Source organism: Flavobacterium ovatum (genome assembly GCF_040703125.1).
Taxonomy (GTDB): Bacteria; Bacteroidota; Bacteroidia; order Flavobacteriales; family Flavobacteriaceae; genus Flavobacterium; species Flavobacterium ovatum.
On record NZ_CP160035.1, the window covers coordinates 368,412 to 394,440 of the forward strand.

20 protein-coding genes and 1 riboswitch are annotated in these 26,029 nt (G+C 35.5%); of the genes, 1 reads left to right on the forward strand and 19 read right to left on the reverse strand.

The window, feature by feature from the left end:
* Positions 1 to 41: 41 nt before the first annotated feature.
* The 11 genes from metH to ABZP37_RS01695 form a co-directional block, all read right to left on the reverse strand.
* Positions 42 to 2,723, reverse strand: coding sequence for a methionine synthase (metH, locus tag ABZP37_RS01645; protein ID WP_366185069.1), 2,682 nt, complete (start codon positions 2,721 to 2,723; stop codon positions 42 to 44).
* A gap of 389 nt (positions 2,724 to 3,112) precedes the next feature.
* Positions 3,113 to 3,454, reverse strand: coding sequence for a KilA-N domain-containing protein (locus ABZP37_RS01650; RefSeq protein ID WP_366185071.1), 342 nt, complete (start codon positions 3,452 to 3,454; stop codon positions 3,113 to 3,115).
* A 258-nt stretch (positions 3,455 to 3,712) separates the two neighbouring features.
* Complete coding sequence (locus ABZP37_RS01655) at positions 3,713 to 4,162, reverse strand: hypothetical protein (protein WP_366185073.1); 450 nt, start codon at positions 4,160 to 4,162, stop codon at positions 3,713 to 3,715.
* 45 nt (positions 4,163 to 4,207) lie between these two features.
* Positions 4,208 to 5,209 carry a homocysteine S-methyltransferase family protein gene (locus ABZP37_RS01660; RefSeq protein WP_366185074.1) on the reverse strand — a complete coding sequence of 334 codons (1,002 nt, stop codon included), beginning with the start codon at positions 5,207 to 5,209 and terminating at the stop codon, positions 4,208 to 4,210.
* Between the two features lie 456 nt (positions 5,210 to 5,665).
* On the reverse strand, positions 5,666 to 6,718 hold the full coding sequence (locus ABZP37_RS01665) for an NAD(P)/FAD-dependent oxidoreductase (protein ID WP_366185076.1): 1,053 nt from the start codon (positions 6,716 to 6,718) through the stop codon (positions 5,666 to 5,668).
* A gap of 233 nt (positions 6,719 to 6,951) precedes the next feature.
* The gene (locus ABZP37_RS01670) at positions 6,952 to 7,566 is read right to left on the reverse strand and encodes a bifunctional precorrin-2 dehydrogenase/sirohydrochlorin ferrochelatase (RefSeq protein ID WP_366185078.1); all 615 of its coding nucleotides are present in this window, start codon (positions 7,564 to 7,566) and stop codon (positions 6,952 to 6,954) included.
* A gap of 23 nt (positions 7,567 to 7,589) precedes the next feature.
* Positions 7,590 to 9,680, reverse strand: a complete 2,091-nt coding sequence (locus ABZP37_RS01675) for a HEPN domain-containing protein (RefSeq protein WP_366185079.1) — start codon at positions 9,678 to 9,680, stop codon at positions 7,590 to 7,592.
* Positions 9,681 to 9,785: 105 nt separating this feature from the next.
* Entirely contained in the window at positions 9,786 to 11,030 is a 1,245-nt protein-coding gene (locus ABZP37_RS01680; RefSeq protein ID WP_366185081.1) for a GTP-binding protein, read from the reverse strand.
* Positions 11,031 to 11,106: 76 nt separating this feature from the next.
* Entirely contained in the window at positions 11,107 to 11,895 is a 789-nt protein-coding gene (locus tag ABZP37_RS01685; RefSeq protein ID WP_366185083.1) for a DUF2490 domain-containing protein, read from the reverse strand.
* Complete coding sequence (gene cysD, locus ABZP37_RS01690) at positions 11,840 to 12,739, reverse strand: sulfate adenylyltransferase subunit CysD (protein WP_366185084.1); 900 nt, start codon at positions 12,737 to 12,739, stop codon at positions 11,840 to 11,842. The genes ABZP37_RS01685 and cysD overlap by 56 nt, the downstream gene beginning before the upstream one ends.
* Positions 12,740 to 12,855: 116 nt before the next feature.
* Positions 12,856 to 13,557, reverse strand: coding sequence for a phosphoadenylyl-sulfate reductase (locus tag ABZP37_RS01695; RefSeq protein ID WP_366185085.1), 702 nt, complete (start codon positions 13,555 to 13,557; stop codon positions 12,856 to 12,858).
* A 285-nt stretch (positions 13,558 to 13,842) separates the two neighbouring features.
* Here ABZP37_RS01695 and ABZP37_RS01700 point away from each other — a divergent pair, with 285 nt between their 5' ends.
* Complete coding sequence (locus ABZP37_RS01700) at positions 13,843 to 14,625, forward strand: sulfite exporter TauE/SafE family protein (RefSeq protein WP_366185087.1); 783 nt, start codon at positions 13,843 to 13,845, stop codon at positions 14,623 to 14,625.
* 3 nt (positions 14,626 to 14,628) lie between these two features.
* Here the strand turns inward: ABZP37_RS01700 and ABZP37_RS01705 are convergent, their stop codons facing one another.
* The 8 genes from ABZP37_RS01705 to ABZP37_RS01740 form a co-directional block, all read right to left on the reverse strand.
* Positions 14,629 to 15,039 carry an Rrf2 family transcriptional regulator gene (locus tag ABZP37_RS01705; protein ID WP_366185088.1) on the reverse strand — a complete coding sequence of 137 codons (411 nt, stop codon included), beginning with the start codon at positions 15,037 to 15,039 and terminating at the stop codon, positions 14,629 to 14,631.
* Between the two features lie 104 nt (positions 15,040 to 15,143).
* Entirely contained in the window at positions 15,144 to 15,962 is an 819-nt protein-coding gene (locus tag ABZP37_RS01710; RefSeq protein WP_366185090.1) for a BRO family protein, read from the reverse strand.
* A gap of 180 nt (positions 15,963 to 16,142) precedes the next feature.
* Positions 16,143 to 17,315: an aminotransferase class I/II-fold pyridoxal phosphate-dependent enzyme gene (locus ABZP37_RS01715; RefSeq protein ID WP_366185091.1), complete on the reverse strand. Its 1,173-nt coding sequence runs from the start codon at positions 17,313 to 17,315 to the stop codon at positions 16,143 to 16,145.
* Positions 17,316 to 17,442: 127 nt separating this feature from the next.
* Positions 17,443 to 17,874 carry an OsmC family protein gene (locus ABZP37_RS01720; protein ID WP_366185093.1) on the reverse strand — a complete coding sequence of 144 codons (432 nt, stop codon included), beginning with the start codon at positions 17,872 to 17,874 and terminating at the stop codon, positions 17,443 to 17,445.
* A gap of 136 nt (positions 17,875 to 18,010) precedes the next feature.
* Positions 18,011 to 21,397, reverse strand: coding sequence for a bifunctional aspartate kinase/homoserine dehydrogenase I (thrA, locus tag ABZP37_RS01725; RefSeq protein WP_366185095.1), 3,387 nt, complete (start codon positions 21,395 to 21,397; stop codon positions 18,011 to 18,013).
* A 76-nt stretch (positions 21,398 to 21,473) separates the two neighbouring features.
* A riboswitch (SAM riboswitch) is annotated at positions 21,474 to 21,596 on the reverse strand.
* 174 nt (positions 21,597 to 21,770) lie between these two features.
* Positions 21,771 to 21,971, reverse strand: coding sequence for a hypothetical protein (locus ABZP37_RS01730; protein WP_366185097.1), 201 nt, complete (start codon positions 21,969 to 21,971; stop codon positions 21,771 to 21,773).
* Positions 21,972 to 22,630: 659 nt separating this feature from the next.
* Positions 22,631 to 23,905: an O-acetylhomoserine aminocarboxypropyltransferase/cysteine synthase family protein gene (locus tag ABZP37_RS01735; RefSeq protein ID WP_366185099.1), complete on the reverse strand. Its 1,275-nt coding sequence runs from the start codon at positions 23,903 to 23,905 to the stop codon at positions 22,631 to 22,633.
* Positions 23,906 to 24,908: 1,003 nt separating this feature from the next.
* Positions 24,909 to 26,009 carry an alkene reductase gene (locus ABZP37_RS01740; protein ID WP_366185101.1) on the reverse strand — a complete coding sequence of 367 codons (1,101 nt, stop codon included), beginning with the start codon at positions 26,007 to 26,009 and terminating at the stop codon, positions 24,909 to 24,911.
* Positions 26,010 to 26,029: the final 20 nt, after the last annotated feature.

Sequence of the window (26,029 nt, forward strand, 5' to 3'; positions counted from 1 at the left end):
AATCTGCAATCGAAAATCGTTAATCAACAATCATAAATCATTTAGTCTGCTATATTAGGACTCAACCATTTTGTGGCTTTGTCTGTTGAGATACTTCTACGTTTTGCGTAATCAATTACTTGGTCTTCTTTTATCTTACCCAATCCAAAATACCTTGCTTTAGGATTTCCAAAATAATAACCAGATACTGATGATGCTGGCCACATCGCCATACTCTCGGTCAAAGTTACTCCTATTTCTTTTTCTACGTTCAGTAATTTCCAGATTGTTGGTTTTTCCAAGTGGTCTGGACAAGCAGGATATCCTGGTGCAGGACGAATTCCGGCATAGGTTTCTTTAATCAATTCTGCGTTGGTCAAGGTTTCATCTGCTGCGTAACCCCAAATTTCTTTACGTACTTTTTCGTGTAGGTATTCTGCAAAAGCTTCTGCAAAACGGTCAGCTAATGCTTTCACCATAATCGAATTGTAATCGTCAAAATCTTTTTCGAATTCGGCTGCCCATTCGTCAACTCCAAAACCAGTAGTCACACAAAATGCTCCCATATAATCGATTACTCCATTGTCTTTTGGCGCAATAAAATCGGCTAAAGCAATATTTGGAGCACCTTTTGTTTTTTGAGATTGTTGGCGTAAAGTCAAGAAAGTCTGTAAAGGTTTTCCGTTTTCGTCCGTCAATTCAATATCGTCATCGTTGACTTGGTTCGCAGGAAAAACTCCGTAAATACCTTTGGCTTGTAATTTCTTTTCTGCTAGAATCACTTTCAGCATCTCTTGCGCATCTGCAAAAACGGCCGTTGCTTGCTCTCCTACTACTTCGTCTGTCATGATTGCAGGATATTTTCCAAACAATTCCCATGTCTGAAAAAACGGAGTCCAGTCAATATACGGAACCAAAACATCCAAATCTACTTCAATAATTTGCTCCCCAATCACTTTTGGTTTTACGGGTGTGAACTCGTTCCAGTCCAATTGCATTTTATTTTTACGGGCATCTTCGATCGTCAAGAAATTTTTATCTCTCGAACGGTTTAAAAATGACTCTCTAAAAGCATCGTAATCTTCACGAATACCTGCCGTATAAGTGTCTTTATTTTGGTCTAATAAATTCCCCGCTACCGTAACCGCTCTCGATGCATCATTCACGTGTACTACGGTTGACTTGTATTGTGGTGCAATTTTCACGGCTGTATGTGCGCGCGACGTTGTAGCTCCACCTATCATAATCGGAATTTTACTTCCTTTTTTATCTAATTCTTTTGCCAAAAACACCATTTCGTCTAACGAAGGCGTGATTAATCCGCTCAATCCTATTATATCTACATTGTGCTCAATGGCTGCAGCGATAATTTTTTCTGGCGCTACCATTACTCCAAGGTCAATGATTTCGTAATTGTTACACGCCAATACTACCGAAACAATATTTTTTCCAATATCATGAACATCTCCTTTTACGGTAGCCATCAATATTTTTCCGTTTCCTTCTTTATCACCAGCTTCTTTGGACTCCTCAATATAAGGCAACAAATAAGCCACGGCTCTTTTCATTACACGTGCCGATTTTACTACTTGTGGCAAAAACATTTTTCCGCTTCCAAACAAGTCGCCAACCACGTTCATTCCTGCCATCAAATTGATCTCGATAACTTCGATTGGTTTTGTAGCAGCCAAACGTGCTTCTTCTACATCGGCAACAATAAATTCGTCTACTCCTTTTACCAAAGCGTGTGTGATACGTTCTTGAAAAGTTCCCGAACGCCATTCTTGAATCGCTTTTTCGTTGCTCTTCACATCGCCTCTTACGTTTTCGGCAAGGTCTAGTAAACGTTCTGTAGCATCGTCGCGACGGTTCAAAATCACGTCTTCTACATGCTCCAATAAATCCTTCGGAATATCATCATAAATCGTTAACATCTCTGGGTTTACAATTCCCATTGTCATTCCGGCTTTAATTGCATGGTACAAGAAAACCGAGTGCATCGCTTCACGAACGGTATCATTTCCTCTAAACGAAAACGACACATTACTAACCCCACCACTTATGTGTGCGTGCGGCAAATTGGCTCTCACCCATTCGGTTCCTCTAAAGAAATCCAAAGCATTTAAGCGGTGCTCCTCCATCCCTGTTGCAACTGGAAAAATATTTAAATCGAAAATTATATCCTGCGGTGGAAAACCTACTTTGTTCACTAAAATATCATACGAACGCTGACAAATCTCTACTCTACGGTCATAATTATCCGCTTGACCTGTTTCGTCAAAAGCCATGATAATCGCCGCAGCTCCATAACGTTTAATCAATTGTGCGTGATGAATAAAAGCTTCTTCTCCTTCTTTCAAAGAAATCGAGTTCACCACACATTTCCCCTGCGCTACTTTTAGCCCAGCTTCAATAATGTGCCATTTCGAACTGTCAATCATAATTGGCACACGGGCAATATCGGGTTCAGCGGCAATTAAGTTCAAGAATTTCACCATCGCATATTCGCCATCTAGCATTCCTTCATCCATGTTAATATCGATGATTTGTGCTCCACCTTCTACTTGCTCCTTCGCAATACTCAAGGCTTCATCGTACTTCTCCTCTTTTATCAATCGAAGAAATTTCCTAGAACCCGTTACATTCGTTCGCTCCCCAATGTTTACAAAAACACTCTCGGGCGTAATAATCAAAGGCTCTAATCCCGATAAAACTAAGTTTCTTCTTGCTGCTTTTTCTGCCATTTTTTCTTAAGTTACTGAGTTACTAAGCTAATTAGTCTCTAAGTTTATATTGTTTGCTTTTTTCAAAGCTGTTTCTTTTTATTATTTGGGCGTGTTCGCCGCGGCGAATCGGACTATCCGTTCCCTCTCTTTTTCTTGAATTGCCTTGGGTTTAAACCCGAGGCAATTCAAGAAAAAGGAGCTCCACTTCTATCCCTCACGCAGTTTTCTGCTTCGATTGTCATTGCGAGGAACGAAGCAATCACGTCCAGCATTTAAGACAATCTAACTCCTCATTTTTGTCATTCCGACGAAGGAGGAATCTCATTATCTGCTCTCGTTATGCGATTCCTCCTTCGTCGGAATGACAAAACTAAAACTTTATTTTTTATACTCTTTGTGGGCACGGATTAAAAATCAACGCTATCTGATTTAGATACAATGCCAATTGCATCTGTCGAACTTATCCATTTTTGCGGAGATAAAGTAAAAGCATTTGTTCCCGATTCATTTTTAAACCTATCGAATTCGATAGGTTTAAAATTAGGATTATTTAATTGTTCCCACAGGCCAATAAAAAGGATTGTATCCTTGCTCCTAAGCCAATTGTTAACTACAATAAAAGCATCATCTGGATTTTTAAACTTAGCAATATCAGTCAAGGAAAGATAATCGTTATCATCCCCAAAATGCAAAACAGCAATTTCTGCACCATTCGCATTCAAAATTACTTTTTGTTTAATTTTATCCATAGAGTATTATTCTATATTATTTAACAATAAAAAATCCCTTTCAATTTGTATTTTGTAGCGAGGTATTAAAATACGTATCACAAAATGGGTCGTTCCTATGGAACTTTTATTTTGTCATTTCTCTTCACCACAATTGTCATTGCGAGCAGCGGGCGCCATCACGTACCGTATATAACACAATTATTATTTCACAAACTTTTCACTTTGCGGGCAAGAGCGGGACTCTTGCGCTAGCTGGTGAGTAACAAAACGATGTCTCTATTTTTTTATATAATAAGTGCTAATCTCATTTTCAAGTGCTTTTTTCTTTGCATAACTATCTATCAACCCTCCTCTATCATCTATCTGAAGTATAAAACTTCCATCTTTATCATAAACAATATTCCAAATTAATCTAGTTTCATTATTTATTTTCCTCAATCGTAATTTCCAAACTTCACCGTTTTCAAATTTAATTTCATAAGTTCCACCAAAACTATTTTTAATAATGATGTTTTTTTCATCCAAGGATTTAACTTTCCCAGACTCTATCTTAAAAAAATGGACTTTATTATTTTCAAACTTTACGTATTCAGCAAAGTCAATTAATGTATTATTATCCACAAGGGATTTTAATTTCCAATTCCCCTCAAAATATTTTTGAAAATCATTTTGAGAATAAATATTAATAACATTTAAAAACACCATTACAATTAAATACTTTTTCATAAATAGATGATTTTTTTTTACAACAAAAATATTCAAATTACTTTTTTACATCACCGCCGTCGAAACCCTAGGCTTATACTCACTAGCTGCCTCCGCAATCAATCGAATGTGGTCTGGTGTTGTACCACAACAACCTCCGATGATATTTACCAAATTATCTTCGAGATAACCACGTATTTGTGCTTGCATTTCTGCTGGTGTTTCGTCGTATTCTCCAAAGGCGTTTGGTAATCCTGCGTTTGGATGTGCGGATATATTGAAAGAGGTATTGTGAGACAAAGTCTGTAAATACGGTTTCAGCAAATCGGCTCCTAAGGCACAATTGAATCCTACGCTCAATAACGGGATGTGCGATACCGAAATCAAGAACGCTTCTACCGTTTGTCCAGAAAGTGTTCTTCCTGATGCATCGGTAATGGTTCCTGAAACCATGATTGGAATATCAATTCCTCTTTCGGTTTTTACTTCTTCGATGGCGAAAAGTGCTGCTTTGGCGTTTAAAGTGTCAAAAATAGTTTCTACCAATAATAAATCACTTCCTCCGTCGATTAAAGCTTCTACTTGTTGTTTGTAAGCAATGCGCAAATCATCAAAAGTTACGGCTCTATATCCTGGGTCGTTTACGTCTGGTGACATACTTGCCGTTCTGTTTGTTGGTCCGATTGAACCGGCTACAAAACGAGGTTTGGCTGGATTTTTGGCTGTGAATTCGTCGGCTACTTTGCGGGCAATTTTTGCCGACTCGTAGTTCAACTCATAGACCAAATCTTCCATGTGGTAATCTGCCATTCCGATGGTGGTTCCAGAGAAGGTATTGGTTTCTACAATATCTGCTCCTGCTTCGTAATAGGCTGCGTGCACCTCCGCAATAGCTACAGGTTGTGTCAACGACAATAAATCGTTGTTTCCTTTTAAAGAATGTGGAAAATCCTTGAAGCGCTCGCCTCTAAAATCTTCTTCGGAGAAGTTGTAGCGTTGCAACATGGTTCCCATAGCTCCATCGAGAACTAGGATTCTTTCTTTGATTGCTTGTTGTATTGTTGACATAACTTTATTTTTTACCGCAAAGGTTTTTTTGCCACGAAGGCTCGAAGACACTAAGCTTTATTTTTACTACCGCAAAGGCGCTAGGGCGCTATGCTTTTTTTGTTGACTTATATTTAGACGCGATGAATCGCGTCTCTACGGAATTTCCTAAAATGCAAAAATCTTTCTCTTTAGCCCCGATAGAGCCGATATCCTTTTTGGTTTTTTCTTTAAAAAACAAAAAGATAAAGGCGAAAGCGGGAAACCAACTTCCTGAAAATGCCGAAATTACTGCTCCATATTCTTTAAAATTTTGGAACTGCAAAGTAACGCAATACCCTTACCACTTGCAAGTGTATTTTTAAGTTTCTAAGTGACTAAGTTGCTAAGATTCTAAGTTCTCTAATAAACTAAAAAGGTTCTGAGTTACTAAAAAACTTAGTAACTCAGAACCTTAGTAACTCAGCAACTTTATTTTTAATTAATCGCTTTTACTACTGCTTTTGGTGCTTCTTTACGAGTACCGTCAAATCCGTCTACACCTGATACAGTTGTGTATTTTAATACATAACGTTTTCCTGGATTGATGATTTGGTATGCCGCTTGACACATCAAAGTTGCTTCGTGGAAACCACAAAGAATCAACTTTAATTTCCCTGGATAGGTATTAATATCTCCAATGGCGAATATCCCCGGAATGTTAGTTTGGTAATCCAAAGCGTTGTTTACTTTGATAGCGTTTTTCTCAATTTCTAATCCCCAATCTCCGATTGGTCCTAACTTAGGCGTCAATCCAAAAAGTGGAATAAAGAAATCCGTTTCGATTTTACGATGTGCTCCGTTTTCGTCCAAATCAATAGACTCTACGTGCTCAGCTCCGTTGATTCCAACTACCTCGGCAGGTGTAATCATGCGGATTTTTCCAGCATCTTTTAATTCTTGTACTTTCTCTACAGAATCCAAAGCTCCTCTAAACTCGTTACGACGGTGAATCAAAGTTACCTCTGAAGCCACATCGGTCAAGAAGATGCTCCAGTCCAAAGCTGAATCACCACCACCGGCGATAACTACACGTTTGTTTCTGAAATCTTCTGGGTTTTTGATGAAGTATTTTACACCTTTATTTTCGTAGAAATTGATTCCTTCGATTAATGGTTTTCTTGGTTCAAAACTTCCTAAACCACCAGCAATTGCAATTACTTTTGCGTGGAATTCTGTTCCTTCGTTTGACGTTACGATAAAAGTACCGTCTTCTTGCTTAACAATCGTTTCTGCACGTTCTCCTAAGGTAAAACCTGGCTCGAATTGCTTGATTTGCTCCATCAAATTATCTACTAAATCCCCAGCCAATACTTCTGGAAAACCTGGAATATCATAGATAGGTTTCTTAGGATATAATTCTGATAATTGTCCACCTGGCTGCGGTAAAGCATCTAGGATATGACATTTTAATTTTAATAAACCTGCTTCAAAAACGGTAAATAAGCCAGTTGGACCGGCTCCTATGATAAGGATATCTGTTTCAATCATTTTTACTTCCTTTGGGCTCTTGGCTGTTGGCTTAGAGTCTGTTATATGTTACTTTTTTTAATCTTATTTTCTTTGACAAATGAACCACTACTAATTTGAATTGGCAATGATATTTATCAGTCCATCGGGTTAAAATCCGACGCTATTCAATGAATTACTCCTTATTCTTCAAGGTCTCTGTAATCTCATTCATTTTTTGTCCATCGGGTTAAAACCCGACGCTATTCAATGAATTACTCTTTATTCTTCAAGGTCTCTGTAATCTCATTCATTTTTTGAACTTTCAATTCGAAATCCCCTTTCAAGGTCTTTCGATAATCGTTCAAGTTTTCGACCATTTGATTGATGTCTTCCGGTATAACTTCTTCAAAAAACTCCCTCAAACGTTTTGCCGTTGTTGGTGATTTTCCATTGGTCGAAATCGCAATTTTGACATTCCCTTTCGTTACGATTCCACCGAGGTAATAATCGCATAAATCGGGTGTGTCGGCAATGTTGCAAATCAAATATCTTTTTCGAGACAAATCATATACTCGTTTGTTGATTTTTAAATCATCCGTACAAGCAATGACCATATTTCGTTTTTTCAACATTTTCTTTCTGAACCTTCTTTTGGTCAATTTTACAGAAGGATGATTTCCTGCTAAAGTGACAAGTTCCGGTAGAAATTTTGGTGCAACCACCTCAACATTGGCATTGGGACTTGATTTCAGTAAAAAAGACAGCTTTTCTAATCCTACATTTCCACCACCTACAATAAGTACACTTAGGTTATGTAACTTTAAGAATATTGGATACAATTCGTTTTGGCTATTGGCTATTTGCTCTTGGCTATTGTCTGTGTCCATGTTTATCTTTTTTTATTTCTAAATTATGCTTTCGCTAAATCTGCTGCTCTGTAGGCTTCTAATTTCCCGAAAAACGAAATCGCTTCTTGAATATACTCTTTTGCAAAAGCTTCCGTTGGCTCGTTTTTGTTGATTCGGTATACTAATTCACTGAAAGTAGTTCCTAATTCAATTTTGTTTTCGGCTACAAAAACAGTATCAAATGCTTCGATGATTCCAGCGTGCGTATTTGTTTTTTGCTTTTCGGCTAATAATAAAGCTTTTGCTCCATTTGCAAATCCAGCATACGCTAAGTAAATAGCATCTGACCATTTTTTCTCTTCGAAAAGTTCTTGAGCAGCTGTAATTTTATCTTTAGCTTCGAATAATAAAGTCTGTACTAAGTCGATTACAACACCTGCACATTCTCCAACTCCAACTGCTTTCACATAGTTGTCAGCGTTACCCCAATCCACGAAATCAGCGTCGGTAAGATTGGTAACATCTGCTAATGGTTTCAAGAATTCGTAAAAATACTTTTCACCTTTTGCATCATAATAATCCAAGAATTTAGTTCCGTTTGCATTTGCTTCGAAATCATTTAAGATATAACGCAATGCTTCCGGCCCCCTACGACTTGGGATTTTGATTACTTTGTCAGAAAAACGACCACTTCCATTTCCTAAAATTCCACCACCTAATAATACTTGTAATGCTGGAGCAACTAATTTACCCGCATTGATTGACATTCCTTGGAATCCAATTTCAGACATATTGTGTTGACCACAAGCATTCATACAACCACTAATTTTGATAGTCAATTCTTTATTGCTGGCAAACTGTGGGTATTCTGCTTTTAAAACTCTTTCCAATTCGTCAGCGATACCTGTACTAGATGCGATTCCTAAGTTACAAGTGTCTGTACCAGGACAAGCTGTGATATCTCCGATAGTATCGTATCCTAAAGCAACCATGTCTAATTTGGCTAACTCTTGGTAGAAGAAAGGTAAATTTTCTTCTTTGATGTTACGAATAACAATGTTTTGACGTAATGAAAAACGCAATTCATTTGCTCCGTAGTTTTTAATCAAATCAGCTAATAATCTAGCTTTATCAGTATAAAAATCTCCTAAAAGTACTTTTACTCCAATGGCAGCATATCCTGCTTGTTTTTGTGCAATTACATTGGATGCTTTCCAAGCTTCATAAGCTGCTGCATCATCAATAGTAACTGTTGGCACTTCTAATAAAGGCTCCGAAATGGCTCCTTCAAAAGCAGTAGTATCTATTTCGTAAGAATGAAAAGGCAATGCTTTTTTCTCCTCGTCTACCAAACGTAAAAATTCATCACGACCTAAATCTTTGATTAAGAATTTTAAACGTGCTTTCAAACGTTTTGCTCTTTCACCATAACGGTCAAAAACTCTGATTACTCCTTCGGCAGTTGGGATAATTTGGTTTACAGGAACAAATTCAGACAACAATTCAGCATGAGCTGGTTGTGAGCCTAATCCACCACCTAACATGATTTTGAATCCTTTTTGTCCATCTACAATTTTAGGAATAAATCCTAAATCGTGTAAATAACTCAAAGCAGTATCTTTATCTGAAGATGAGAATGAAATTTTGAATTTACGTCCCATTTCTTGACAGATTGGGTTACGCAAAAGATATTGAAACAAAGCGTGAGCATACGGAGTTACATCAAATGGCTCATCTGCATCTACACCTGCTAATTCACTTCCTGTAATATTACGAACGGTGTTTCCACAAGCTTCTCTCAAAGTAATATCATCTTTGGCCAAATCTGCCCAAAGTTCTGGTGTTTTATCCAAGCTCACATAGTGAATTTGAATATCCTGACGGGTTGTAATATGTAAACGTCCAGTAGAATATTTATCTGAAACCTCAGTGATTCTTCTCAATTGTTCGCTGCTCACTTTACCATAAGGCAATTTGATACGAATCATTTGCACTCCTTCTTGACGTTGACCGTAAATTCCACGTGCTAAACGAAGCGAACGAAAACGTTCATCATCGATTTGTCCCCCTTGGAAGGCATGTATCTTTTTCTCTAAATCGATAATCTCTTTTTGGACAATCGGATTTTCTATTTCTGTTCTAAAACTTTCCATTTTTTAAAAGGCTTTTGGCGGTTGGCTATTGGCGGTTGGCGCTTAGCTTCTGGCTGTTTTTTTTTATTATTTCCTGCTAAAGGCCAAAAGCCAATAGCTAAAAGCTTATTTAATAAACCCTACTCCTGCTGTTGTATTCGTTGAAGCGTCAATTAAAATAAAAGCTCCATTTGATTTATTATCGTTATAAGCATCAAAATATAATGGTTTGCTTAATTTGATTACAACTTCACCAATCTCATTAATTGCTAATTGAGATGCTTCTTTTGTTCCTGTATAATCAGTTGCGATTACGTTATTTACACTATCAATTTTAGCTAAAACTCTATTAGAGTTGTGCTGAATTAAATATTTAGTTCCAGCAACTAGTTTTTTGCTGTCCATCCAACAAACTGTTGTAGTGATATCTTTTTCTACTTTCGGCAATTCATTCGATTTTACAATCATATCCCCTCTAGTTACATTGATGTCATTTTCTAACTCAAGAGTAACAGATGAACCTGCTGTAGCTTCGTCAAATTGTTGGTCAAAAAAGTGAATCTTGGTCACTTTAGATTCGGTTAAAGAAGGAAGAACTGTTACTGCATCTCCTACTTTGATGTTGTTTCCATATAATTTACCCGCATACCCTCTAAAATCATGATATTGTTCAGTTTTTGGACGAATAACTGTTTGAACTGGGAAACGAGCCAATCCGTTATCGTATATATCTTTTGATTCTAATTCTTCTAAATGCTGTAGAATAGTTTGTCCTGTATACCAAGGCATTTTCCCTAACGATTCCACAACGTTATCTCCAGTTAAGGCACTCAACGGAATGTAACTTACGTTTTGTTCTTTGTAAGCACTTTTTTCATTTAAAGCTTGAAAATCTGCTTTTATTTTGTTGTAAACTTCTTCAGAATAATCAACTAAATCCATCTTGTTTACAGCAACGATCACATCTTTTACTCTCAATAAATTATTGATAAAAAAGTGACGGTAGGTTTGCTCAATTACTCCTTTACGAGCATCAATCAAAATGATAGATACTTGTGAAGTTGAAGCACCAGTTACCATGTTACGAGTATATTCTACGTGACCTGGAGTATCGGCAATGATGTAACTTTTCTTAGCTGTAGAAAAGTAGATATGTGCTACATCGATAGTAATTCCTTGTTCTCTCTCTGCAACTAATCCGTCGGTTGCTAATGAGAAATCTAAATAATCATACCCTTTTGCTTTGCTACTTTTTTCAATTGCTTCCAATTTATCAGTAGTCAAGGATTGTGTATCATACAACAATCTTCCGATTAAGGTACTCTTTCCGTCATCAACACTTCCTGCCGTTGCTATTTTTAAAACTTCCATTCTTATTTTTTGTTTAAGGTTTTAAGGTTTAAGGTTCTACTTAATCCTTAAAACTTTTAATTTTTTATATTTTATTTTAAATTTTCAACTTATGAAAAAAGCTGAATCTTATAATATCTCTATTGTAATAATCTACACCGTTGGATTTTTCCTGATAACTGTTTAGATATCCCAATTCTAATGCTACTGCTGGACTTAATCCATATTGCAAAGCGGCATATATTCTATTCTGATCAAATGTATTCTTGATAATTTTGTTTCCTCCATTGATCAGTATTTCATCATAAACTATTCCTTTTAAATACTGCTTCTCTTTTTTCAGAATTGCATATTCAGCCTGAAACTTATATCTCAATCTTAGATAAAAAGAAGTTCCCCCTTCCAACCTATATTGAGATGCATTTCGAATCCAACGCTCTTCAACCTGATATCGATGACTCAAATTGATTTTACCCAAACGTTGTTTTAGGGTAATATCTTGCTGACCTCTATATTCTTCTCCATGAAATGGCTTAATAACTTCAGGATCTTGTGTGGCTACTTGTGAATAAACGCCTCCAATCCCCCATTCTATTTTATCATTCCATTTCTGTCTTAACTGCACTCGAGCAAGAAATAGATTTTGTTCAACAGGCTTCGTAAATATTCTATTATCTAAATCAGTTTGAATAGACCATTTCTCATTTAGCTCCAACTGATTATTGTATCTCGTCCATAACAGACTTTGATGATCTACATTTTTTTCAGTTTGCGCATTTGCAAATAGACCCAAAAGAAACAAGACAATTACTATCTTAGAAAACTGCATCCTAAAAGTACCCTTGTTGTTTTCTTTTCTCCATTGCTGCTTCAGAACGTTTATCATCAATTCTAGCACCTCTTTCTGAAATAGTCGATAATCTAATTTCTCCAACAACTTCTGAGATTGTAGCTGCATAAGAATCAACTGCTGCTGTACAACTCATGTCTCCTACCGTTCTAAAACGAACAATTCTTTCTTGAATTTCTTCGTCTTCCTCTTGGTAAACGTGAGGAGAATGTGACCAGATCATTCCGTCTCTTAAAAATACTTTACGTTTGTGTGAAAAGTAAATTGATGGAATTTCGATTTGCTCTTGTTCGATATAACTCCAAACATCTAATTCTGTCCAGTTTGAAATAGGGAACACACGTACGTTTTGTCCGTTTTCGATTTTACCATTCAATAAATCGAATAATTCAGGTCGTTGGTTTTTCTCATCCCATTGACCGAAATCATCACGTACAGAAAAAATACGTTCTTTTGCTCTTGCTTTCTCTTCGTCACGACGTGCTCCACCAATACAAGCATCAAATTTAAATTCGTCGATAGCATCTAATAAAGTAGTTGTTTGCAAACTGTTTCTACTAGAGTACTTTCCAGATTCTTCAACAACTTTTCCAGAATCAATAGCATCTTGTACATTACGTACAATTAGCTCTAATCCTAATTCTTTTACCAATCTATCTCTAAATTCGATAGTCTCAGGAAAATTATGTCCTGTATCAACATGTAACAATGGAAAAGGAATTTTAGCCGGGAAAAAAGCTTTTTGTGCTAATCTCACCAACGTAATTGAATCTTTTCCTCCAGAGAAAAGCAACACAGGCTTGTCAAATTGAGAAATTACTTCTCTAAATATGTAAATCGCTTCACTTTCTAAAGCATTTGTTTTTAAAACTGAACTCATTATTTTTTGTTTAAAAGTTTAAGGTTTAAAGTTTAAGGTTGTTGGAACTTGAACTAAAATCTTTCAACTATTATTATATTTCTATTCTCTCTATTCTATTTTCTCTTCTCTTTTTTCTATTTCGAATGCAATCCACATTCTTTATGGCTTTGTTCCCAGTACCATCTTCCTGCTCTTATGTCTTCACCTTCGGCGATGGCTCTTGTACAAGGTGCGCAACCAATGCTTACGAAACCTTTTTTGTGCAAACTATTTTGTGGCACATTATTACTGTCAATGTATTTTTGAACTTCTTCCAATGACCATTTCAATAACGGATTGAATTTTATGATTTTAAAATTATCATCGTATTCGAACAAATGCAAATCACTTCTGTTTTCAGATTGTTCTGCACGCAATCCCGTAATCCAAACATCATTTCCAGCTAAGGCTTTCTTTAATGGCACTACTTTTCGAATAAAACAACATTCTTTTCTGTTTTCAACGGATTCAAAAAAGCTGTTTGGCCCTTTTTTCTCTAATAATTCCTCAACTGCTTTCGCTTCTGGAAAATACACTTTGATAGGCATTTTATATTTCTTTTGAGTTCTATGAAAAACATCATAAGTCTCTTGAAACATTCGACCTGTATCTAATGTAAAGATTTTTATAGCTGCTTCACTTTTTTCAATCAAATCAGTTATTACCTGGTCTTCTTGTCCAAAAGAAGTTGAAAAAACGACTTTGTCTTTATATTCAGCCGACAAAAATACAAAGGTTTCTTCAATAGAAAAATCTTTTGTCTTATCTAATAGCGTATTTATTATTGTTGCACTCATTTCTTGTCTTATTTTAAAAAAACCTATTACCCTATCGGTTTAGTAGATTACTGCGCAAAATTAATACTTATTTTCAAATTACAAAACAATATTTACTTTTTTTTATCGATACACCTAATTCTAAATTACTCAAGACTAAAAAACACAAAGCCTTGACTACATTATACTTACCTACCCACCAAATACCAGAAACATTAAATTTATCCTAAAAAGCACATAAACCCTACTTCGCCTATAGGATAATTATAAAATAGTTGCTACTTTTGACGCAAATATTTTTAAAAGATGGATTTTCATATAGGTTTTATTATCGCCGGATTAGTAGTTGGCTTCGTAGTTGGTCTAACAGGCGTAGGTGGTGGTTCTTTGATGACACCAATTTTATTATGGTTTGGTATCCCTCCAACAACAGCTGTAGGAACCGATTTATTATATGCTGCTTTTACCAAAATGGGTGGAATTTTTGTTCACCACAAGAAAAGCAACATCAATTGGAAAATCACGGGTTGGCTATCTTTGGGTAGTGTTCCTGCCGCATTGCTAACTTTGTGGATCTTGCATAGCATAAAAACAGATATCACTCACATTAATGCCGTAATAAAATACAGTTTAGGTTGGGCTTTACTTTTTACTTCGATTGCTGTCGTATTCAAAAATAAAATCATGAAATTCTCCCAAAAACATTCAGGAGATAAATTTCATAGCGAAAGTACTACTCAAAACATGCTGACCATTGCCATTGGTGTTTTACTAGGCGCAACTGTCACCTTAACCTCTATTGGAGCTGGTGCTTTAGGAACGGTTACTTTATTCTTTCTTTACCCATTATTACCTACTCCAAAATTGGTAGGAACTGAGATTGCTCACGCGGTACCACTAACGTTGGTAGCAGGTTTAGGACACGCATCAATGGGAAATTTAGACTTAGGTTTACTTGGTCAATTATTAATAGGTTCGCTACCAGGTATATTTTTAGGAAGTATGTTAAGCGGAAAAGTACCCGATTTGATTCTAAGAAACGCTATCGCTGGAATGTTATTTTTTGTAGGTTACAAATTGATATTCTAAGCTTTAAAAAGCGATATCAGCCAGTGAATTATTTTCTAAAATTTTTAAGGTATTATCACGAACCTCAGCCATTAACTTTCGCACAGCACAATTGACTTCATCTGTACAATCATCGCATTTTTCATAAAAGTTATGACTTGCACAAGGTAATAAAGCAATTGGCCCTTCGAGAATGCGATAAACGGTAGCCATATTGATTTCTTTTGGTTCTTTAATCAAATAATAACCACCACCTTTTCCTTTTTTGGCACCCAAAAAACCAGAATGACGCAAAAGTAACAAGATACTCTCTAGAAATTTAATCGAAATATTCTCGCTCTTTGCAATATCAGCAATAGCAACTGGCGTTTGATCTTCTTGGCGAGCCAAAAAAGTCAACGCTTTGATTCCGTATTTTGTTTTTTTAGAAAGCATTATGATTTATGATTGCAGATTAACGATTTTTGATATTTGATTTTGAGGGTAATAATACAATAGTACAAAATAAGAATTCAATTTGACTAAAATCAACCTGAGATTTATTTATTTTTATCATCTAAAAAACTTTTCGCATTCAAACCCGTTACCACCTTTTTACCTGTTTTTGATTCTAATTCTTTTCGGGCGTTGCCAGCAATTTCACCGCCTTGCTTGGCTACAATTTTGCTTTCATCAAAATTTTCAGGATTGACAGCTTGCGAAATATCTTTGGTGGAAGCTTCTGCCAACATATTCAAAATTAATTCGGTGTTGGTCATGTTATCTCGAAGATTTTCTTTTTTCAACCCTTTTAATACTTTATATTCTTTAGTCGTCTGACCTGACCAAGTTTTGGTGATTATATCGGTTAAACTTGCAAACTGTTGCCCTTCTTTCAATCCTAACCTTTTCCATTCATCGGTCAATTCTTTGCGGATTTCAATACTTTTTAAGCGTTGATTAATCCAGTTTTCACTGTAACCAAGATTTAAGTATTGCTCTAAAGCTCTATCAATAGTAAGTTCTGGGTCTTGCATTTCGTCCAAACGCTCGGCAGCTACTTGTGCCAACCACAACTTAAAAGGCTCTGCTTTGGGCGAAGGAATGGATTGTATGAGACGGAAAACATCCTGTATTTCAAGACAGTCAGTAGCATACTTCTTACCATCAGAGGCTTTAAATTTCAGTTGTACGATTTTATCGTACAACTCACTTCCTTCCTTAGAAAGCTTCTTTTTCAAGTCCGTCCAATACCTTTTGGGAACACTACTTTCTGTTAAAGTCCCAATGATATCTATCACTGAGAAATACCATTGCTCCTCCTCTTCACTCCAAGACGTCCGAACATGCTTAGCTTCAAATAACTTTATATCATCCATAATCAAAGAATTATTTTTTAAAATCAATTTTTAACTGCTTTCAATCCACTGTACTAATGTAGTAATTTTAGCAAAAAAACCAATCGTTTAAACTGTAATATTTGGCATGAAAACATAAAAAAACGATTTTTAATATACAGAATTTGCAATCAAAAATCGTTAATCTACAATCTTAAATATTTATGACAATGCTTGCTCTAAATCAGCAATTACATCCGCTACAGTTTCTAAACCTACAGAAACACGTACTAAACCATCTGTGATACTTACTTTCAAACGTTCGTCTACAGATAACTTACTATGCGTTGTAGACGCTGGATGTGTTACAATAGTTCTTGTATCTCCCAAATTTGGCGAAAGCGAACATAATTTTATTTTATCTAAAAATGCTCTTCCTGCTTCAAGTCCACCTTTAATTTCAAAAGCTACAATATTACCACCTGCTTTCATTTGTTTTTGGGCAATTGCATATTGTGGATGCGATTTCAAGAACGGGTATTTTACTTTATTAACATTAGGATGCTGTTCCAAAAACTCCGCTACTTTTAAGGCATTTTCACAATGTCTATCTAAACGAATCGACAATGTTTCTAAGCTTTTAGATAAAACCCAAGCATTAAAAGGCGACAATGACGGTCCTGTAAGACGAGAAAACAAATAGATTTTCTGAATCAATTCAGCACTTCCTACTGTTACTCCACCTAAAACTCTTCCTTGTCCGTCCATCAATTTAGTAGCAGAATGAACTACTAAATGCGTTCCCCACTTGATAGGTTGCTGTAAATAAGGCGTTGCAAAACAGTTATCAATAATCAAAATTAAATTGTGCTTTTTGGCAATCGCTCCAAGCAATTCCAAATCGATAATATCTACCGCTGGATTGGTTGGTGATTCTGCAAAAAGAATTTTGGTATTGGGTTTAATACAACTTTCAATCGTCTCCGGCTTATCGATATCAAAATAGGTCGTTTCTATACCCCATTTTGGAAAATAATTTATAAACAACGAATGCGTTGCTCCAAAAACACTTCCTGCCGACACAATATGATCTCCAGATTGCAATAAAGCAGCCAAAGTGGAATACACCGCAGCCATACCTGATGCAAAAGCAAAACCAGATTCTGCACCTTCCATTTTACAAACCTTTTCTACAAACTCGTTGTTGTTAGGGTTACTATAACGGCTGTATATATTTCTATCTTTTTCATCTGCAAATGAAGCACGCATGTCTTCGGCATCTTCAAATACAAAACTAGAAGTTAAGTATAACGGTACTGAATGCTCTAAGTATTGTGTTCTATCTAACTGGGTACGTATTGCTTCGGTTTCAAAACCAAATTCTTGTTCGTTCATTTTATTTTAAGCTTTTGGCTATTAGCTTTTAGCTTTTGGCTAAATACTAATGGCTAGTTAAGAATTTATTTTGCTTTAAACCACAGCATAAATTCCTTGTATAATCTTATTATTTTATTCAAAAATATTATTTCTCAAGAGCTACACCATTCAAAATCACTTGATAATGTACCGTAGCAGTCGGCTCTAAAGTTTTAGAAACCGAGCAATATTTTTCGAATGATAACTGTGCAGCTTTCGCAGCTTTATCTTCTTTTATGGTTCCTTCTAAAGAAAAAACCACATAAATATCCTTAAACGGATTAGCATCTCCTACTTTTTCTCTCTTTCCTTCAACCTCAGCTTTGAAAGAAGTGATTTCTTGACGTTGTTTTTTCAAAATCGAAATCATATCGATTCCACTACATCCGGCAACTCCCATCAATACCAACTCCATTGGGCTTGGCCCCATATCGTTACCCCCAAAATCAGGTCTTGCATCAATATTTACTAGGTGTCCACGGTCGTTTTTTAATTCGAAATGGAAGTTTTCGTTAACTCTGTTTAATGTAATTTTCATTTTATATTTTTTTAGTACGCAGATGAAACAGATCTTCAAACGCGAATTTTACTTTATTTACTAAAAACTGAAAGTTTTATATTCAATCAATTTTAAATCTGAAATCGTTAATCCCTAATCAGCAATCTTAAATCTCCTAGCCTTTATCAGAAATTCTCAAAATATCTCCAAAAACACCTCTTGCAGTAACAGCCGAACCTGCTCCTGCTCCTTGAATTACAATTGGTCGGTCTCCATACGATTCCGTGTATATCTCGAAAAAAGAATCCGATCCTTTCAATCCACCTAGCGCCGTATCCATTGGTACCGAAACTAATTTTACTTCTAGATTCCCTTTGTCGTTTTGTAAATCTCCAGACAATTCGCCTATGTAACGCAATACATGATTTGGTTTTTGTTCTGATTTTATTTTATCGTAAATTGGGTCAAATTCTTTTAATTTCGTCAAGAAATCGGCTGCACTTCCTTCACGCAAATGTTCCGGAATTAAATTCTGAATTTGAACTTCGGCAAACTCGTTTTGCAAATCTAATTCTCTAGCCAAAATTAATAATTTTCTACCTACATCATTTCCTCCTAAATCCTCTCTTGGATCTGGCTCTGTAAATCCGCTGTCAATTGCTTCTTTTAAAATATCACTAAAAGGCACATCTTTGGCAGAAAAATGATTAAATAAATAACTCAACGTTCCTGAGAATACCCCTTTAATCTTCGTGATATTTTCACCCGAAAGATGCAATAATTTAATCGTATCAATCAATGGTAATCCCGCACCTACGTTAGTTTCGTACAAATAACTTTTTTGGTGTTTTTCCAAAGTCGCACGAAGCTCTTTATAAAAATCGTATCCTAAAGTATTGGCTACTTTGTTGGACGAAATCAAATCGAAACCGTTTTCTGCTAGTGGAATATAATTTTCGACAAAAGCACCACTTGCAGTGTTATCTACTGCAATAAGGTTGGCTAGATGGTTTTCTTTAGCGTAAGCGATGATATCATCGATAGTATAAATAGCACCACTATTTTGAATTTCACTTTTCCAATTTGGCGAAATACCGTTGTTATTCAACAACACACTTTTGGAATTGGCAATGGCAAAAATATTCAATTTCACTCCTTTTCTTTTCTCGATAGCATCAGCAGATTCAAGGATTTGATTAATCAAAGTCCCCCCCACCAATCCATGTCCGAAAATAGCAATATTGATTTTTTTGGCTACTCCAAAAATTTCTCCGTGAATTACGTTCAACGCTTTTTTAAGTTCTGATTTTTGCACTACCAAACTCACGTTTTTACCTGTTACCGTATTGTTGAACAAAATTGGCACAATATTATTGCGAATCAAAGCGGTATATGGCTTGTGAAACGTGCTCAAATCTTGACCAATTATCGAAATTACAGATACATTATCGGTAACCGAAATTTTATTGACATCCTTAGAATAAAAATCATTTTCGAATTCTTTTTCTAATTCAATCATCGCTTTGGTAGCTTCATTAGCGTTTACAACCAAACCAATTCCTCTTTCTGAAGAACCTTGCGAAATGATACTTACACTGATGTTATTATCTCCCATTACTCTAAAAATACGAGCATCAACACCTGTCTTTCCAAGTAATCCACGACCTTCAAGGTTTACCAAAGCTACATTTTCTAAAACAGAAAGTGTTTTGATTCCTTCTTTGGCAGACTTAGCCGTAATGAGCGTACCTACATTTTCATTATTAAACGTATTCAAAATACGCAAAGGAATATTTTTTTCTAATAATGGAATAATGGTTTTGGCATGCAAAACATTAGCTCCAAAATTTGCCATTTCATTGGCTTCATTATACGATAAATGTTCGATTTTCTTGGCATCCAACACCATTTCAGGGTTGGCAGTATATATACCGTCAACGTGTGTATAGTTTTGTAATTCCTCGGCATTGATGTAATTTGCAATCAATGAAGCGGTATAATTACTTCCGTTTCTACCTAGCGTAGTGGTTTCTTTTTTAGCATTCGAACCAATAAAACCAGTAATTACTAAAACCGAATCTTTATTTTCTTTAAAAATATGAATCACATTTTTTCTAGAAACAGCATCCAAAGGTTGTGCGTCACCAAAATTAGAATCGGTTACTATCAATTCTCTAGTATCGGCTAGTTTTGCTGGAATTCCTTTTTCGTTCAACAAAAACACTAATAATTTGGCAGCAAGTATTTCGCCTTGTGCCAATATTTGGTCTTGAATTTTAGCACTAAAATCACCAATCAAACTAACTCCTTCAAAAAGTTTGTCCAATTTATCAAATTCCTGTGAAAAATCAACAGCGTCAAAACCATCTTTTTGATAGGTTTTAAAACTTTCTAGTAAAGGCTTATAATTTCCGTTTTTGGCAGCAATCGTCAAAATATCATCCAACTCATCTGTCGCATTGCCTCTTGCTGAAACTACAATAGCAATTTTCTCTTCTTGCTTTATTTTACCAACAATAATATCCAAAACTTTATTGATACCTTCACCGTTGGCCAAAGATTTACCGCCAAATTTTACTATTTTCATCTGTTTTTTATTTTTGAAAACAACTTCTAATAAATTGTCTAGTTGTTCATATTCCATCAAAAAAGCATCGTGCCCATGATGGGAATCAATCTCGCTGTAGAATACATTATTTTTAAATTTTTTAATCTCGTTGAATGTTTCTCTATTCTCTTTTGCTGTGAAAAACAAATCCGAATTGATTCCTACAATGTATATATTGGCATCCACTTTTGAAATAACCGACTCTAATGACTCACGGTTGCGCGTAATATCAATGGTTTTCAAAAGTTGGTTCATCATCTTATAGGCCGAAAGCTGAAAACGTTTTCCTAATTTCTCTCCGTGGTAGTTCAACCAACTTTCTACCTGAAACGTTTCTAGTTTCTCAGTAGTATGCCTATTGAATTTCTCTTTGAAAGATTCTGGGGTTCGGTAACACAACATGGCGTGAATACGAGCGTCCTCAATTGGTTTTTTAGAATTGTTAAGGATTTGTTCTTGCAAAAAACAATTGGCAATCAACCAATCCGTCGATTTCCAATCCGTAGCAATAGGAATAAAGTTTTGAGCCAATTTAGGTTCTAATGCCAAAATTTCCCAAGCAATTCCTCCTCCAACAGAACCTCCAATGAGTGCAAACAAATTATCTATTTCTAGAAACCGAAGGCCTTCGATAAAAATTCGAGCTATATCTCTTGCTATAAAATCGTGATACTCCTCAATGATTGGAGAGTTGAATCCGTTTCCTGGCACATCAAAAGAAACAATGGTGTACTTTCGAATATCAATCGTTTTATCTATTCCTACCAAATCATTCCACCAACCTGTTTCACCAATCACTTGTGAGTTACCCGTAAGAGCATGATTGATTAAAATTATGGGAGCAGAATGCAAAGGCGCACCAAAAATCTGATACGAAAGGTCCAGAGCTGGGTATTTTGCACCGTTTTCGGTAACAAAATTAGATATAGTAAGATTTAATGGTTTTTTTTCCAACTTCAAATCGTGTTAGTAATGATTTTTGTATGGAAATTTTATAAAGAAAGTGTAGCATAAACTAGAAGATTTTGCGTTGTTATCTTTCCGAGAAACCGAAATAAATTCAGCACAAGGTAGAATGCAGCACCTTCTTCGATGAATCGAAGGGTTGCTAAGGCGTCATCGGGTCTAATCCCTCGTCCTTTCTTTATAACATTTCAATACGTTTATGAACATTTAATATACAAAGAAACTACTAATTTTTTAAACAAACAAATTTTGCCGACTCAGATTTCAAACCCAAGTTGTGAGCAAATAAAAACGCAAGTACTAACTGAACAAAATCATTCAGAGATTACTTGCGTTACAATCTAGTTTTTCAAAATACTTTCTATATAAATAGTGTTTCATTTTCCTTAGAGTACATTAATAACAATGTGTTGACAACATTTTTTTGGTTTTTCAATTTGGCATTTAGTGTGATACCAAATCTAGTATTTGTTAACTCTTCAGTTGTTCCAGCTTCTATACGACTGCCTCTCCTGCCCCTTAATAAATTGATTGCTCTGGTAATGATTCTTCTTGTGTTCATGATTTTTTTTTTTTACTTGTTTGACTTAATTTTTGTTTGTTTCTATTTTTGTTTGTTATTCTTTTACTCTTCCCAATTTACGAAAAAAAAACCCTTTTGGATTTGATACCAAAAGGGTTTACTATACTTATAAACGTTTCTTTTGGGTATCAACAGACCAGCTTCTGTGCACAAAACACAGTAACGGATGATTTTTTATTATTTTTAGTACTAATTGTAATCATTGTATTTAATTTGAATTACTATTATTCGATTTCTAACAAAAAAGCCTCCTGATTTCTCAGGAGGCTTTTGCTATATTTTAATCTTATTTGAATATAAAAATTAAGCATTCGCACTCCTGCGGATTTCCTTAGATTGAACCATTGATTTTTTACAAATAATAAAATTCATTTTTCTTTTCTTTTGTTCTGCAAAGATATAAAACAATCTTTATTAGCAGCTATTATTTTTAAGAAAATTTGACCCAACTACACTAATTAACAGTTAATTGTGTTTTTTAACATCAAATTTCGATTCTCACTTTAAAAAACAAATCAATTAGGAGCTTTTTCTTCAAGTTCCTTTTAAAACTTCTCTATTCCACTCCTTTGATTTGACATTCCAAATGTACAACCAAAATCCATATTGGATGTTAAGGATGTTTTAAATTACCGTTATTATAAGGTATCAAACACCGCTTTCAAGTCCGCTTTCAAGTCTTCTATATCTTCTAGACCTACTGAAAGACGGATTAAGTCTTTAGTAATCCCCGCGCCCAATTGTTGCTCTTCTGACAATTGCTGATGTGTTGTGCTTGATGGATGGATTATTAATGACTTCGTATCTCCAATATTTGCTAACAAAGAGAACAATTTAGTATCATCAGCCACTTTTTTAGCCGCTTCAAATCCACCTTTTAGTCCAAAGGTTACTAAACCATTTTGACCTTTTGGCAAATATTCTTTAGCTAAATCATAATATTTACTAGATTTCAATCCTGGATAGTTTACCCAAGCCACTTGGTCTTGCGATTCTAGCCATTCAGCCAATGCCAAACCATTTTCACTATGTCTTTGTACACGAACAGCCAATGTTTCCAATCCTTGAATAATTTGGAACGCATTCAACGGACTCAAAGCTGCACCATAATCACGCAAACCTTCAATTCTCACTTTGGCAATAAAAGCCGCAGCTCCTAGTGCATCGTGGTACACTAAACCGTGGTATCCTGCATTTGGCTCAGTAAACTCCGGAAAACGACCACTGCTCCAGTCAAAAGTTCCTGCATCAATAACAGCACCTCCTAGTGAAGTTCCGTTACCACATATATATTTTGTTAACGAGTGAATCACAATATTTGCTCCGTGCGCAATTGGATTCAATAAGTATGGTGAAGCCACCGTATTATCTACAACAAATGGTACTTTCAACTTTTTTGCTACCACAGCAATAGATTTCAAATCCAATACATCCAATTTTGGATTCCCTAAACTTTCTACAAAAATTACTTTGGTATTCTCATTAGCTGCTTTTTCAAAATTAGCAGCATCCGATGGATCAACGAAAGTCGTTGTGATTCCCAAACGTGGTAAAGTCGAGTTCAATAAATTAAAAGTTCCACCGTACAAACTACTAGACGCAATAATATGGTCACCCGTTTTCAACATCGTCAATAGTGAAGTTGCAATCGCTGCGGTACCAGAAGCGGTAACTACTGCTGCAATTCCGCCTTCGAGCGCTGCCAAACGTTGCTCCAAAATATCATTGGTAGGGTTGTTCAAACGCGTATAAATGTACCCTGACTCTGCCAAACCGAATAAATTAGCTGCATGCTCCGAATTGTTAAAAACATACGAAGACGTTTGGTAAATAGGCACCGCTCTTGTTCCTGCGTGTTGCGTTACATCGTGTCCTGCGTGAAGTGCATTGGTTTCAAATTTTAAAGTGCTCATGTTTATTGTTTTATTTATTAAAATTGTGGTTAAAAAAAAAGCCTTCCAATTTCTCGGGAGGCTTTGCTATATAAGTGAATCTCAGTTTAAGCAATAGTGTACCCGCAGAAAAATTTCCGTTTGGTCATGCACATGTTAAACTTGTTTGATTTCATTTTTTTATTTTCGAACTCAAATTTCCTAAACTATTTTCAATTATCCAAATGATTTTGGATTTATTAACAATTTCCCTGATTTTATTCAGGAGCAGAAGTATTTCGTTTTAATCAACATCCCTCCTGCTCCCGACACTTCGGGATGCGGTATCCTCTTGCCTTGGCTATCGCCAGGCAAGATGATACCGCTACGATCAGGGCTATTTTTGATGACTTGGGTTTTAATTACATTTTGTAGGAAAGCATTAATATATTTGAGGGAAAGTATTTAGACTAATTTATGTAACGCATACAAAAATAAATTACCTAACCTATCCTCATTATATCAGACATAATACTAATCAATAAAAACATTGCTTTAAAGTCCCAGAAATATTATCCTAGAAAACAAATTTTTAAATATTTTAAAATCATCTAAACTTAATCTGACTAATCTTTATATATCACCAGAATCTGGCACAGCAATAGATAAATCTATAACCGAAATTAAACCTAAAGATTTTTTAAGATTTGCTAAACAAAACTTTAAAGAAGGTAGTAAAAAAGGTTTAATTAATAGTCTAACAAATTCTAAAAGAGCAATTGACTGTCAGGTAGATAACACCTTAGATATTTTAGGAATAAAATCTGATAATTTCAACATTGAATTCAAAGATTACGCAAAACTATTTGAAATCGAAGAGGACATCCCGATTAAACTTAGCATCCCTCTTACACACATAAAGAATTTCCATAATATAATTCACAACAACCTATTTTAGTCAAAAAAAAATGCTGATAAATTTGGAGGAATCCGTTAAAGATCTTTTCCAAACTCACCAGCATTTACAAGGCGTAGTTGTTTTTATTTATTTCGAAATTGCTGGATAATCTGTATACCCTTTTTCTCCTGCAGTGTAAAACGTATCTGCATCCCATTCTACCAACTCTAAATTCTGCGCAAAACGTGCTACTAATCCTGGATTCGAAATAAACGGTTTTCCAAAAGCTACTAAATCGGCATCACCCTCTTCAATTACTTTATTTGCTTTTTCTTGATCAAATGCAGCATTAATTATTAATGTCCCATTGTATAAAGGCCGGAAATGCTTCGCAATTTCAGTGACTGCAAAAGGCACTTCAGAAACATCGGTAAAAGGTTCCGATAAATGAACGTATGCTAAATTGTAATCGTTTAGTTTTTTGACAATGTATTCGAATGTTGGAATAGTTTCTTCATCAACTTCCATTCCGAACATACCATGGCAAGACGGATTAAAACGCGCGCCTATTTTTTGCTGTGGGATCACTTCTTTCATTGCGTCTAGAACTTCAAAGAAGAAACGGGCTCTATTTTCGATACTTCCACCATATTCATCCGTTCTAGTATTAGAACATCCGTTGAAGAATTGTTGAAATAAATACCCGTTGGAAGAATGAATTTCAACGCCGTCAAAACCAGCTTTGATTGCATTTTCTCCTGCTTTTTGAAAATCTTTGACTGTTCTTTTAATATCTTCAATGGACATTTCCTTTGGCGTCACGGTATCTTTAAAACCATTATAAGTAAATGATTTTGCCTCAGGATTGATTGCTGAAGCAGATACTGGCAAAGCACCATTATGGAAATCTGGATGTGACATACGGCCAACATGCCATAATTGAATAAATATTTTACCTCCTTGATCGTGCACACGTTTGGTTACTTTTCCCCAACCTTCCACTTGTGCATCAGTATAAATTCCGGGAGTATTAATATATCCTATAGCTTCTGCTGAAACTTGAGATCCTTCCGTAATAATTAAACCCGCTGAAGCGCGTTGCTCATAATACAATCCTTGTAATTCATCTGTTGCTACATTGCCACCATTAGCAGCTCTACTGCGCGTCATGGGCGCCATAACCACTCTGTTTTTTAAGCTAAGATTATTATTATTATTATATGGTGTCAATACATTTTGTGTACTCATGTTGTCTTATTTATTTATTA

Coding starts and splice junctions, on each gene's coding strand:
- metH (WP_366185069.1), bottom strand. CDS start 2,723: ATGGCAGAAAAAGCAGCAAGAAGAAACTTAGTTTTATCGGGATTAGAG.
- ABZP37_RS01650 (WP_366185071.1), bottom strand. CDS start 3,454: ATGGATAAAATTAAACAAAAAGTAATTTTGAATGCGAATGGTGCAGAA.
- ABZP37_RS01655 (WP_366185073.1), bottom strand. CDS start 4,162: ATGAAAAAGTATTTAATTGTAATGGTGTTTTTAAATGTTATTAATATT.
- ABZP37_RS01660 (WP_366185074.1), bottom strand. CDS start 5,209: ATGTCAACAATACAACAAGCAATCAAAGAAAGAATCCTAGTTCTCGAT.
- ABZP37_RS01665 (WP_366185076.1), bottom strand. CDS start 6,718: ATGATTGAAACAGATATCCTTATCATAGGAGCCGGTCCAACTGGCTTA.
- ABZP37_RS01670 (WP_366185078.1), bottom strand. CDS start 7,566: ATGGACACAGACAATAGCCAAGAGCAAATAGCCAATAGCCAAAACGAA.
- ABZP37_RS01675 (WP_366185079.1), bottom strand. CDS start 9,680: ATGGAAAGTTTTAGAACAGAAATAGAAAATCCGATTGTCCAAAAAGAG.
- ABZP37_RS01680 (WP_366185081.1), bottom strand. CDS start 11,030: ATGGAAGTTTTAAAAATAGCAACGGCAGGAAGTGTTGATGACGGAAAG.
- ABZP37_RS01685 (WP_366185083.1), bottom strand. CDS start 11,895: ATGATAAACGTTCTGAAGCAGCAATGGAGAAAAGAAAACAACAAGGGT.
- cysD (WP_366185084.1), bottom strand. CDS start 12,739: ATGAGTTCAGTTTTAAAAACAAATGCTTTAGAAAGTGAAGCGATTTAC.
- ABZP37_RS01695 (WP_366185085.1), bottom strand. CDS start 13,557: ATGAGTGCAACAATAATAAATACGCTATTAGATAAGACAAAAGATTTT.
- ABZP37_RS01700 (WP_366185087.1), top strand. CDS start 13,843: ATGGATTTTCATATAGGTTTTATTATCGCCGGATTAGTAGTTGGCTTC.
- ABZP37_RS01705 (WP_366185088.1), bottom strand. CDS start 15,039: ATGCTTTCTAAAAAAACAAAATACGGAATCAAAGCGTTGACTTTTTTG.
- ABZP37_RS01710 (WP_366185090.1), bottom strand. CDS start 15,962: ATGGATGATATAAAGTTATTTGAAGCTAAGCATGTTCGGACGTCTTGG.
- ABZP37_RS01715 (WP_366185091.1), bottom strand. CDS start 17,315: ATGAACGAACAAGAATTTGGTTTTGAAACCGAAGCAATACGTACCCAG.
- ABZP37_RS01720 (WP_366185093.1), bottom strand. CDS start 17,874: ATGAAAATTACATTAAACAGAGTTAACGAAAACTTCCATTTCGAATTA.
- ABZP37_RS01730 (WP_366185097.1), bottom strand. CDS start 21,971: ATGAACACAAGAAGAATCATTACCAGAGCAATCAATTTATTAAGGGGC.
- ABZP37_RS01735 (WP_366185099.1), bottom strand. CDS start 23,905: ATGAGCACTTTAAAATTTGAAACCAATGCACTTCACGCAGGACACGAT.
- ABZP37_RS01740 (WP_366185101.1), bottom strand. CDS start 26,009: ATGAGTACACAAAATGTATTGACACCATATAATAATAATAATAATCTT.